Genomic DNA, 13,336 nt, shown 5'->3' on the forward strand with positions numbered 1-13,336 from the left:
ATATCCACCAAATAACGAAATAAAAACTTCTTCGTTATATATTTATCATCAATAAACTATCAAATTTGACATATATGAATGCGCTTAGAAAAGTAAGTCTTTTTATCATTATACTATTCACGCAGACAGGTATTATATACTTGTATGCCCAAGAATATAAGCCGTTAATTACATCCAAACCGAAATTATTACAAAGCAGCTCTTTGCCCGACAAGACATTATTTCCTAAAATAGATTTATCTGCATCACCTCAGGTTCCTTTAAATATCGACTCCGACAAATGGGAAAACAAAATTCCAGAATTAAATATTGAACAAATAAGCTTTAACTCAACGTATCCCAGATTAATAGCCCCTACTCTATTTATTGCTTATGGCATCATGGCACACGAGAATCATATGCTTAAAGATCTGGACAAAAGCACAAACAATGAGGTAGGCGAGCACTTTAAGAATAAGATGATATATGATGATTATCTACAGTTTGCCCCTGCCGTTTCTGTATATGCACTAAATCTTGCGGGAATTAAAGGAAATCACGATCTGAAAGATGTAACGATCATAATGGCTATGTCTCACCTTCTGATGGCGGGAACTGTGAACATTCTAAAAAACAGCACCGGAGTACTTAGACCGGACGGATCGACACGTAATTCATTTCCGTCGGGTCATACAGCTACAAGTTTTGTCGGTGCACACATACTGTTCCGTGAATATATAGGCAAATCACCCTACATAGCTTTTAGCGGATATATAGCCTCTTCTGCAACAGGCGCATTGCGTGTACTTAACAAAAGGCATTGGGTAAGTGATGTTTTAATGGGAGCCGGTATAGGCATATTCAGTGTCGAAGCCAGTTATCTTTTATTGCCAACAATCAATAAAATTTTATACCCGAATCACTTAAATTCAAAACATACTCTGGCAATAGCTCCAAATATAGGAGATAACTGCTACGGAATAGGAATGGAATACACCTTCTGACGCCCATCCTAATAGTTTCAAAAATAGAGGTTAAGGTATTGCAATTTTCGGAAATATCGTTATCTTTGCATCCGCTTTGCGTAATCTCTGACGGGAGGTGCTCGTGTATATTGCGTATATTAACAACAAAACCATATATAATCATGGACTTAATTAAAGTTGCAGAAGAAGCATTTGCTACAGGAAAAGAGTTTCCTAAATTCAAAAGTGGTGACACAGTGACAATTGCTTACCGTATCAAAGAAGGTAACAAGGAACGTGTTCAGCAGTACCGCGGTGTGGTTATTAAAATTGCAGGACACGGAACAAAAAAACGTTTCACTGTTCGTAAAATGTCTGACAACATCGGTGTAGAAAGAATTTTCCCTATCGAATCACCATTTATTGACAGTATCACTGTAAACAAAGTGGGTAAAGTTCGTCGTGCTAAATTGTATTACCTTCGTAGTCTTACAGGTAAGAAAGCTAGAATCAAAGAAAAAAGAGTTGTGTCTAACAAAGCTTAATTCTTTATCCTACAACAAAGTACGAAAAAGATACAGAAGAGTCTGCCTACAATGCAGGCTCTTTTTTAATATCTATGCACTGCTACCTCTTACAGATTATTCTTACCTTTAGCCCATTATACCAAATTCTGTGCGAAAAACTTTAATTATGAGATTCTATAAACCATCGCTCATTCTGATTATTCTATTCTGCTCGACACTAATAAATACAAATAATCTCTTTGCTCAACAAGGAAAGTCAAAGAACGAATATGTTTATCTCTTTATGGGTACAGCCGGAGATAACGGACAAGTAGATCCTGCCGCATGTGTTCCATACGGTATGGCGAGGGTTTGTCCCGATTCTGATCCCAGAACTCATGTCGGATACGATTATGATGTAAGTAAGATTTCCGGGTTCTCGGTCAATCGTATATCTGGTATCGGGTGTAGTGGCGCAGGAGGCAATTTAAGCATCAAACCCGTAGCGAAAGACGTTAGCATCAGTATGAATAAAGAGCTGGAATCTGCTACTCCGGGTTACTATACCACCACTCTTACCAATGGAATAAAAGCGGAATTGACAGCAACTCACAATGTAGCCATAGAACGTTATCACTACCCAAAGGGAGAGGCGCAAAAGATGTCAATAAATTTTGCATCATCTTTCACCAGAGTATTAGGCTGTGATTACAAAATTGTTTCAGACAAGGAAATACAAGGATATATACATGCTGGCAACACATGCGATCATGGAGCTTACAAACTATACTTCAACATAAGCATAAGTAAACCCTTTACAGTAAATGCAAAGCATGAGCAAGATGTAGAGCTGGCGTTTGAGGGAACTGATAATCAACCGATAGAAGTAAGAGTTGCACTTTCTCCGATTAGCACAGAAACAGCTCGTTTAGAAAACGAAGGGATAAAAAGCCTTTCTTTTGAACAAATAAAATCACAAGCCAGTAATGTTTGGGAAAATATCTTATCGCGAATAGAAATAAAAGGAGCTGGCGAAGACGAAAAGAAACTATTCTACACCTCTCTGTACAGAGTATTTCTTAGTCCGGCAAATACGACGTCGATCGACGGAAAGTATTTGGCTACAAATGGAGAAGTACAGCAAAAAAAGGATTATACATATTACAGTTGCTGGTCTATGTGGGATACATATCGCACCAAATTTCCGTTGATCACCCTACTCGATTCGAAATCGATGAGAGATATTGCAAACTCTTTGTGTAATCTGTATATATACGGCAAAAAAGATTGGGCTACAGACTTCGAATCAACCCCGACAGTGCGTACCGAGCATTCACAAGTTGTGTTACTGGATGCGTACAAGAAAGGGATCACCAATATCAATTTAGCTAAAGCTTACAATGGAATAAAAAAGGAAATGGACAATCTCCCTACCAATCGTCCCGATCAGACACTGGAAAGCTGTATCGACTGGTGGGCTATGGCTCAGATAGCTGAGATACTAAACAAAACGGATGACGCTAATTACTATAGCGACAAAGCAAAAAGCACATTTATAAAAACATGGAATACAGATTTTAATAACATTGACGATTCTTTTACAAAGATGCGAGGCAGCGGGCTTTATCAAGGTACACGCTGGCAATACCGCTGGGCTCTGCCTCAATACCTGAACGAAATGGCTGACAGTGCAGGAGGACAAGACATCTTAGCGAAGCAGCTCACCTATTTCTTTGACAACAATCTGTTTAATCAAGGAAACGAACCGGGAATACATGCTCCGTATATTTTCAATCGCTTGCAACAATACGATAAAGCTCAGGCGAATGTAAGACGCATCATAAAAGAAGATTTGAACCACCTGTATGGAGGGAATGCCGAATATCCGACACCTTATTATGGCAAGCCTTTTAAGACAGAACCGAAAGGATACATGCCTGAAATGGACGAAGACGATGGTACAATGAGCGCATGGTATGTATTCTCTACGATAGGATTATATCCTCTGGTAGTAGGCGAACCGTGGTACGAGATCGTTTCTCCGCTTTATGATAATATTACCATACAGTTGGATAACGGGAAAAAATTAAACATTACAACTAAGAACCGTAAATCACCCGATGCTATAATTAGACAGGTGAAGTATAACGGAAAAATTATCTCCGATTTCAGAATAAACCACAATGACATTCTCAAAGGTGGAACTTTGGAGTTAGAGTACAAATAGGATTTAAAATCTTTAGAGATTAAAAGATTATATGAAAGACTTTATTATATCAGAATCAAAAAACGAACAAGCAGTTCTAGTAGGGCTTATCACTCAATACCAAACAGAAGAACAGGTAAAAGAGTACCTCGACGAACTTGCATTCCTTGCCGAAACGGCGAGTATCGTTCCTGTAAAAAAATTCACACAAAAGCTTGAAAAGGCAAATCCCGTTACCTTCGTAGGGACAGGAAAATTACAGGAAATAAAGCAATATATGGAGGAAAATGAGATCGGTCTAGTCATTTTCGACGATGAACTTTCTCCCAAGCAGATAAGGAATATAGAGAAGGAATTACAAGTGAAAATTCTTGACCGCACAAGCCTTATTCTCGATATATTTGCCATGCGTGCCCAAACTGCTTATGCGAAGACACAGGTAGAACTGGCACAATATCAATATCTGCTTCCACGTTTGACCCGTTTATGGACTCACTTAGACCGTCAGCGAGGGGGAGGTGTAATGATGCGTGGTGTGGGGGAAACTCAGTTGGAGACCGACCGCCGTATCATTCTTACCAAGATAGCATTCCTAAAAGAAGAGCTGAAAGGTATTGACAAACAAATGGCTTCTCAGAGAAAAAACAGAGGTAAAATGGTACGTGCTGCCTTAGTAGGATATACCAATGTGGGAAAATCAACCCTCATGACGCTGCTAAGCAAATCGGAAGTTTTTGCGGAGAACAAGCTTTTTGCGACACTGGATACGACCGTAAGAAAGGTTATTATCGATAACCTCCCATTTCTATTGTCGGATACTGTAGGATTTATCCGCAAATTGCCTACTCATCTGGTCGAATCATTTAAATCTACATTAGACGAAGTAAGAGAGGCTGATCTGTTATTACATGTAGTGGATATTTCTCATCCAAACTTCGAAGAACAAATAAAGGTAGTGAATAAAACATTACTAGAGATAGACAAAGAGGAAAAACCAACTATATTGATTTTTAATAAAGTGGACTCTTTTTCTTATAAACCCAAAGATGAAGATGACTTGACTCCTAAAACAAAGGAAAACATTTCTTTGGAGGAACTCAAAAACTCGTGGATGAACAAAATGCACAACGATTGTATTTTTATTTCGGCTACAGAGAAATTGAATATCGAGGAGTTGAAACAAAAGTTGTATGAGAGGATAAAAGCGATCCATATAGAACGCTACCCTTACAACGATTTCCTCTTTCAGAAGTACGATGAAGAAATGGAATAAGGAAGAAAAGAAAATAGTACAGCCTGATGCAAAAAACAATTTCTTATATAAAAGAATATCTAAAAGCGTATTATCCCGAAAGTGAAATTTCGGGATTTATACGTATTATAATAGAACATACAACCAAGCGTTCGTATCCTCAGGCTGTGATATCAGACACAAAGTTGACGGAAGAACAAACAATCCTGCTGCACTCTATACTAGATCGCTTAAAAACGTTCGAACCAATACAGTATATTATTGGTGAAACCGAATTTTTCGGACTTCCTTTCCATGTGACGAAGGATGTATTGATACCCCGCCCCGAAACGGAAGAGCTTGTGGAACTAATTTTGAACGAAAACAAAAAATCTGGACTAAAAGTACTCGACATCGGCACAGGTAGCGGAGCTATTGCAATAGCATTAGCAAAGCATTTAGAAAAGGCAGATATCGAAGCATGGGATATATCAGAAGAGGCATTAAAGATTGCGACCTTCAACGCAGAATCAAATGCTGTGGATATAACTTTCAGAAATGTGGATGTTTTAAAAGATTATCCTACAGACACTAAATTTGATATCATAGTCAGCAATCCTCCTTATATCTTGGAAAAAGAAAAATCCAGAATGGATCAGAATGTTTTGGATTATGAACCACACACCGCACTATTCGTCCCCGATAGTAATGGGCTTTTATTCTATGACCGAATTGCAGATATCGCCTTAGATTTACTCGAACCAAACGGTAAATTGTACTTTGAAATAAATCAGAGAAAAGGAGAGGATACAGTACAATTAGTCAAAAGCAAAGGTTTTATAAACGTTTGCCTATTTCAAGATTTAAACAAAAACGACAGGATGGTAAGAGCAGAGCTAGACAGATAATGTACTAGATTCTATCAAAACAAAAAACTTTACTACGTTCAGGATAATATTTTTCCTACTTTTGAGTGTTATTCTAAAAACAAGAGAAATTGAAGTTATCCGAACCACAAGCACTCAACCGTGTCGCAGCCTATTGTTCCAGAGCCGAACGATCTGAATTTTCCGTACGCAAAAAATTACTTGCATGGGAATTATCCTCCGATGCTATAGAACGAATCATGGACAGGCTAAGGAAAGAGAAATACCTTGACAACACACGTTTTGCAAGAAGCTTTATCAACGATAAATTACGGTTCAACAAATGGGGTAAGACCAAAATTGTTTTCGAACTCAGAAAACTTAATATTCCAGAATCTATCTACAACCCGATTTTGGAAGACCTTGCGGGAGACGAGTTCGAAAAACAACTAATGCACATCCTCTCCATAAAAGAGAAATCAGTAAATGCAAAAAATGACTATGATAAGAGAACCAAGCTAATACGCTTTGCTCTGGGACGAGGCTTTTCAATGGATCTGTGTATTAAATGTGTAGATGAAATCTTAGGCGGTACTTATGATGACAATTTTTCATAATTTTCTCGATCTTTTTTTCCCCAGCCTCTGTGTTGTCTGCAAAGAGCGATTGAGCGAAGGGGAGCAGCACATTTGCACCGACTGCCTGCTGCTCATACCCAAAACGAATTTCCACCTGCAACCCAACAATCGCCTGGAACAGTTTTTTGCCGGACGCTTTCCCTTCCAATATATTGCCGCTTTTGCCTATTTTGTAAAAGGAGGCAGCATACAGCATATTATTCACGAATTGAAATACAATCGAAACCCTCACATCGGCAGATTTATCGGTGAGCTATGTGGAGAAAATATAAAAAACAGCGATTTTATTTCTTCTATAGATATGCTCGTCCCCGTTCCTCTTCATCCGAAGCGCCAAAAAGAAAGAGGCTACAATCAATCGCTTGAAATATGCGAAGGGATTTCACTCATTACCGGGATACCTATTAATAGTGATACTCTGCTACGAAAAGTAAATAATCCTTCACAAACAAAAAATGCCCGCTTCGACCGCTGGAAGAATGTAGAAGACATCTTCCACGTGGTAACCCCGGAAACCTTCGCCAACAAACACATCCTATTAGTGGATGATATTATTACAACAGGCTCGACCCTAGAGTCATGTGCTAAAGAGATCTTGAAATGCACAAATAGTAAAATAAGTATCTATAGTGTTGGAACTGCCAACTAGCCCCAGAGCCTTCAATCCCTATTTATTGTTATATACAGGTTAAAATTTCATTATATATTGTGATTGTGCGAGAGTACAATTATAAAGACCTTTGCCCTCGAATAATTTTATCTATTAACGTATAAACTATATATATATCAACTATGAAGAAGATCATTACTCTATTTCTTTTTCTAATCATAGGCATTACAATTGTTAGTGCTCAAGTTATAAAAGGAAGGGTACTCGACGAAAATGGAGATCCTATAGCATCTGCTACTGTAGCGATCAAAGAATTACAAAAAGGCGTATCTACTGACGAATCAGGAAAATTTAGATTTACAAACCTCCCTAAAAGGGAACTTACTCTGGTAGTAAGCTTTGTAGGATACAATAACAATGAAAAGAAAGTAGACCTAAAAAATAATGAAGAAGTTCATATCCAGTTTGATATGATTTCGAATGCAAACCTAAGCGAGATTGAAGTATTCGGCGAACGATACAAGCAACCTGAAAAGCTGGATGCTATCACACGTATGCCATTGCGCCCTAGCGAACAGATACAAAGTATATCTGTAATTTCCGATAAGGTAATTGCTGAACAAGGAGCCCTTACCATTACAGATGCGGTAAGAAATGTGCCGGGTGTAACACTGTTTGGTTCTTACGGTGGCGTAAAAGAAAGTATGTCACTTCGCGGGTTTCGCGGAATTCCGGTTCTGAAGAACGGTGTAAGAACAGACTCTCAGTTCCAAACCGCTTCGATACAGACTGACATGATGGGTGTGGAAAGCATACAAGTGATAAAAGGGTCTGCAGCTATCACCCAAGGAGTTATAACTGACTTAGGTAATGCCGGAGGTGTTATAAACGTAGTTACTAAAACACCTAAATTTGTAAATGGAGGTGAAGTTGGAGTACGTGTAGGCAGCTGGGGACAGGTTCGTCCTACATTCGATGTACAAACTGTTCTAGATAGTAAAAACACAATCGCTTTCCGTCTGAACGGAGCTTATGAGCGTGATGATAATTACAGAGCAATAGTATCTTCAAACAAGGTATATATCAATCCATCGTTAGAATGGCGACCGGATGACAAAACAACTGTAACATTGGAACTGGATTATATGAATGAAAACAGAACTCCGGTAACAAGTACAGTAAATCTTGCAGGAGCGGACAAAGAAGCTCTGTATGATATGCCTTACAGTAAGTTTTTAGGATTTAGTGAAGATAATACCAACAGCAAAACTTTAAGTTATGCTGCACGTATCACTCGTCAACTAGCTGATAAAATCAGTTTAAGGGCTGCTTATTTCAATTCATCTTATAATGTGGATAACACCTCCACCGGATTAAGTGCCGTTAAAAGTCGCCCTACAGATTACAACATCAAACAACGGACTATTTCACGTAATTTGCGTGACGATAAAAATTCAACCTTCCAATTAGATTTTGTTGGAAAGGATGTATACACAGGTTCTATAAAACATACATTCCAGGTCGGCTTCGACTACAGAATTGCGGATGCCACTACAACAAACCTGGGCTCAATGCTCGTAGATACAATTGATGTATTGGCTAATAAAATACCAAATAGTGTTCCCTCAAAACTGGCATTGAAAGGTGCCGGAGATCCCGTACAGGCTAAATATACAACGTACGGAATCATGGCACAGGAGGTGATGACAATAAATGAATACCTTAAAGTTATACTTGGTCTTCGTTACAGCTCTATCTCTACGATCAACGCTACTGCAGGAACAACAACTGGCGACGCATGGAATCCGATGTTAGGTTTGATGGTTACCCCTATCAAGAATGTAAACATATTTGGATCTTATACCACCAGTACCAGCCTGAGATCTGCAGCGCAAATCCTAACCGACAGCGTAACGCAGGCGGGTCCATCGACAACAAAACAATGGGAAGTAGGATTCAAATCGGACTGGTTAGACAACAGATTGCGCTTCAATTTTACATATTTCAACATCAAAACAGAAAACCTGACCAATGCTGCATATATAGAAGGTACGAATACCCCAACCAACTATTACTATAAAGCAGGAACATTGAAAAGAGAAGGTATAGAAGTGGAACTAAACGGACGAATATTAAACAACCTGCAAGTAATGCTAGGATATGCTTACCTGAATGCCAGATATGCAAACAGCCCTTCGTATGTAAACGGCTCAGCTCCGATGAATGCACCAAAGCATACAGCTAACGGATGGATATACTATACAGTTGACAGAGGAGCAGTTAAAGGTTTATCCATCGGAGTAGGTACATACTATGTAGGAAAACGCCCTGTTAATGAGTACAGTCTTGCTCCTGATGGACATGGCTCTCCGATTGGTGTAAAACCATTTGATATGCCTGCCTATACAACAGTAAATGCACAGGTAGCATATACATACAAGAAAGTGACGGCACGTGTGTTCTTCAATAATATATTTGACGAGCTTGGATACAATTCATATTTTCGTGGAGGCTACATCAACCAGATCGACCCTCGCAACTTTGCCGGAGTAGTATCTTATCGCTTTTAATCACTATTTGTTGTGATTGAACGACACAAATATCATCATTTATTGTGATTGTAAGATAGTATTAAAACACCGACCTTTGTAATGATGATAGTTTAAAGAATTACTTAACTTTGATGATAGTTTGATTCCGGTGTCTTAGCAGTGCTAACTCACCGGAATTTTTCTTTATAAACGCTTAATAATAGTATATGAGACCATTCTTAAAAAAACTCCATAAATGGCTTTCTCTTCCTGTAGGAATCATAATAACAATCGTTTGCCTAACAGGAGCTATTCTTGTTTTTCAGGACGAAATATTAGAGCTATCCAATCCCTCTCACTACTTTGTAGATGAGGTAAAGGAAAAGCCTATGCCGTTGGAAGAGCTCATCCCAAAAGTAAACGCTCAATTAGATAGTAATTCTGTAGCAAGTGTACAGATATCGGACGACCCCAAGCGCACTTACCGTATGACCTTAGCCGAAGGATTCAGAATTACCGCATTTGTAAATCAGTATACAGGAGAAATGACAGGAATGTATAAATTTCAGGAAAGCTCTTTCTATACCATCATGGTACTACACCGCTGGTTAATGGATGGCAGCCGCACATGGGGTAAATATACGGTAGGAATCTCTACGCTCATTTTCGTATTCATTCTCATCTCGGGAGTTATTATCTGGATGCCAAAAAGATGGAATAGAAGCCGCTTCAAAATTCAATTAAGAAAAGGGCGTAAACGCCTCTTCTACGATATGCACAATGTACTCGGAGTATATGCTTGTTTGGTGTTACTCATCTGTGCACTCACAGGTATGGTTTGGTCGTTCGAATGGTATCGGAATGGATTGTTCAGGCTCTTTGGCGTGGAAGTTGCCGAATCCGGAGGACATGGAGGCGGAAGAGGTGCACGTGGCGGTGGTCGTGGCGGACAACAAGAAGAAAAGAAAGAATTGAATGTAGCTAATTGGCAAACGGTATTCAATTCTTTACAGACATCAAATCCTGATTATGAGTATATACGGGTGCAAGACGGCTCTGCCGCCGTTCACCTGAAATCATCTGTTACATCACGAGCTACAGACCAATACAAGTTTGATAAGAAAACAGGAGAGATCACCGCTACAACCTTATTTAAGGATCAGGAAGGCACCACCAAAATATGGGCTTGGGTGTATTCACTCCATGTAGGAAACTATTGGGGAATATGGTCAAAAATATTCACCTGCATATTCGCCCTTATCGGGGCAAGCCTTCCACTCACAGGTTACTACATCTTTTTTGTGAAAAGAAAAAACAAAAAAACGGTACGGAAACGAAAAGAAATAAAAATCGCTTAATTGCATAATTTCGACAAGGGAGTAATATGAATTACTCCCTTTTTTGTTTCACTCTTCATCCATTTTACTATTATTATATAAATGACTGATCTACACATCACCAAAAAATATTACCTTTGTACACTAGGGCAAGAGCACTTCTAATTGTTATTATTTAGAATAGCATTATTCCGACACACTAGAGATATTGCATTGCTTTATTGAGGGATCTTATCCTCTAAAATAATGATGAAATATAATTTATAACCTATTAATACCTTACTTATGTTCAATAAAAGACATTCGAAATTCTATGTAAGTTTGATGATATTAATGCTAATGTCATTGGTACAAATCAACGCTCAAGATTTTATTCCGGGGCAACTCTGGACAGGCTTGAAGCAACCACAACCCCAATCTGAATTACCTAAAGGAAAAGCTCCCTTTCAAACATCGGAAAGAGTCGCAAAAAGGAATATACCAACAACCCTTGTCCCTGTACAAAGCGGAGAATGGATTATCTCGGACGGATGGGAAATGACAGACGGAAAAACAGCAATGGCGTCGAACAAATCTATTTTCGACCCTCAATACAGCACTTCTGCATGGTATAATGCAACTGTTCCGGGTACAGTGCTTACCACTCTAGTCAATCAAGGAGTGTATCCAGACCCTTACTTCGGGCTGAATAATATGAATATACCGGAATCGCTAAGTCGCACCGACTGGTGGTACAGATGTAAGTTTACAGTGCCAAAAGATATTGACGGCAACCAACTACGTTTACTTTTCAATGGTATCAACTACAAAGCGGATATATACCTCAACGGAAAAAGCCTGGGAGATATGAAAGGTGCTTTTATCCGGAGTGAGTTTAATATAACTGACCTTGTAAATAAAAATGGAGAAAACATCCTTGCTGTTCATGTTTTTCCTCCACACAATCCGGGTATCCCTCACGAACAATCTATGATTGCCGGACAGGGACTAAACGGAGGAGTACTCAGCACAGACGGACCAACATTTATCTCTTCGATAGGATGGGACTGGATTCCCGGAATACGTGACCGCAACACAGGGATATGGCAAGATGTAAGACTAAAAGCCGGGGGCGATATCATTATCGGTGATCCTCTTGTAACCACAGATATTTTACTTCCCGATACTACACAGGCTAAAATATCAATAAAGAATATTGTAAAAAATATTACCTCTAAAACTGTAAATGGTACACTAATTGCAAAAATTGAAAATATAAACATATCGCTACCTTTTACGTTGGCTGCGAACGAAGAAAAAGAGATAACATTTACCCCAGAGCAGTTTAAAGAACTGAATATAAAAAATCCACGTTTGTGGTGGCCAAACGGTTACGGAAGACCCGAGTTATATAATCTGGAATTAACCGTACAGGCAAACAATAAAGTGTCAGACACAAAATCCCTGAAATTTGGGATAAGAGAAATGTCGTACGAACTGATGGTAAACGACAACAGCCAAAACAAGCGTGTTCTTTATACTCCGAATGAAACAGTAAATAAAGGAAAGCCGGTATTCGATTACATCAATCGCACTCCATTCACCAAAGACAACAACCTACCTACTATTGCTAAGGATGCAGACACCTCCGGGTTGCAACCGCTATCGAGCGATGATCCTGTAGGGCCATTCTTTACGATAAGAGTAAACGGAGTAAGAATTTTCTGCCGTGGTGGCAACTGGGGTATGGACGATGGCATGAAACGTGTATCAAGAGAACGTCTTGAACCATATATCAGACTGCACAAAGATGCAAACTTCAACATTATTCGCAACTGGACAGGAGAAACAACCGAAGAGGATTTCTACGCATTGTGCGACGAATACGGCATGCTTGTATGGAATGACTTCTGGATTACAACAGACGACACGGTAGAACCTAGCGACTTCCCCCTCTTTGTAAAAAATGCGACAGATGCAGTTCGCCGCTTCCGCAACCACCCATCTATAGCAGTGTGGTGTCCTCGCAACGAAGGCTTTGCTCCTAAGCAATTAGAAGAGAGCATCTCTATAATGATGGCAAAAGAAGATCCTACCCGCCATTATCACGGACAATCCCGTTTCTTGAATATGGGAACAAGCGGCCCTTGGGGATACTTCAAAGACCCATCTAAATATTACACCGAGAATGCGAAAGGATTTAATACCGAAATGGGAAGCTATGCAATCCCTACGGCAAATACAATCCGTAAATTTATTGCACCGGAAGACCAGTGGCCTATCAATGATGTATGGGCTTATCATGATCTGCATCATACAACTCAGAATTTTGGAGACTTTATCAATGCAGTCGACCGCTATGGAAAAGCAGAAAGCATGGAAGATTTTTCACGCAAATCGCAATTTGTAACCTACGATGCGTGGCGCAATATGCTCGAAGCTTGGAACAGCAAGATGTGGAACAATACCACAGGACTTATTCTTTGGA

At 39.3% G+C, this 13,336-nt stretch carries 10 protein-coding genes; all 10 read left to right on the forward strand.

Annotation, left to right across the window (positions count from 1 at the left end; translation table 11 throughout):
• Positions 1-74: 74 nt before the first annotated feature.
• Positions 75-983 (forward strand): phosphatase PAP2 family protein, encoded by a 909-nt coding sequence (locus B3P17_RS00715; RefSeq protein WP_252637238.1) that lies wholly within the window; start codon positions 75-77, stop codon positions 981-983.
• A 143-nt stretch (positions 984-1,126) separates the two neighbouring features.
• The gene (rplS, locus tag B3P17_RS00720; RefSeq protein WP_135106807.1) at positions 1,127-1,489 is read left to right on the forward strand and encodes a 50S ribosomal protein L19; all 363 of its coding nucleotides are present in this window, start codon (positions 1,127-1,129) and stop codon (positions 1,487-1,489) included.
• 148 nt (positions 1,490-1,637) lie between these two features.
• Positions 1,638-3,677, forward strand: a complete 2,040-nt coding sequence (locus B3P17_RS00725; protein WP_252637236.1) for a glycoside hydrolase domain-containing protein — start codon at positions 1,638-1,640, stop codon at positions 3,675-3,677.
• Positions 3,678-3,708: 31 nt separating this feature from the next.
• A complete protein-coding gene (hflX, locus tag B3P17_RS00730; RefSeq protein WP_252637234.1) occupies positions 3,709-4,929 on the forward strand; it encodes a GTPase HflX in 1,221 nt (406 codons plus the stop codon).
• A 26-nt stretch (positions 4,930-4,955) separates the two neighbouring features.
• Positions 4,956-5,795: a peptide chain release factor N(5)-glutamine methyltransferase gene (gene prmC / locus B3P17_RS00735; RefSeq protein WP_252637232.1), complete on the forward strand. Its 840-nt coding sequence runs from the start codon at positions 4,956-4,958 to the stop codon at positions 5,793-5,795.
• A gap of 89 nt (positions 5,796-5,884) precedes the next feature.
• Positions 5,885-6,370, forward strand: a complete 486-nt coding sequence (locus B3P17_RS00740; protein ID WP_252637230.1) for a regulatory protein RecX — start codon at positions 5,885-5,887, stop codon at positions 6,368-6,370.
• Positions 6,351-7,040 (forward strand): ComF family protein, encoded by a 690-nt coding sequence (locus B3P17_RS00745; protein WP_252637228.1) that lies wholly within the window; start codon positions 6,351-6,353, stop codon positions 7,038-7,040. The genes B3P17_RS00740 and B3P17_RS00745 overlap by 20 nt, the downstream gene beginning before the upstream one ends.
• Before the next feature lie 143 nt (positions 7,041-7,183).
• The gene (locus tag B3P17_RS00750) at positions 7,184-9,571 is read left to right on the forward strand and encodes a TonB-dependent receptor (RefSeq protein WP_252637226.1); all 2,388 of its coding nucleotides are present in this window, start codon (positions 7,184-7,186) and stop codon (positions 9,569-9,571) included.
• 188 nt (positions 9,572-9,759) lie between these two features.
• Positions 9,760-10,890: a PepSY-associated TM helix domain-containing protein gene (locus B3P17_RS00755; RefSeq protein WP_252637224.1), complete on the forward strand. Its 1,131-nt coding sequence runs from the start codon at positions 9,760-9,762 to the stop codon at positions 10,888-10,890.
• A gap of 318 nt (positions 10,891-11,208) precedes the next feature.
• The coding region (locus B3P17_RS00760) for a glycoside hydrolase family 2 protein (protein WP_291102579.1) at positions 11,209-13,336 on the forward strand (2,128 nt) is incomplete at its 3' end.

Origin of the sequence: Dysgonomonas sp. UBA7630, assembly GCF_002483985.1 — a bacterium.
In the GTDB taxonomy this organism is placed as follows: domain Bacteria; phylum Bacteroidota; class Bacteroidia; order Bacteroidales; family Dysgonomonadaceae; genus Dysgonomonas.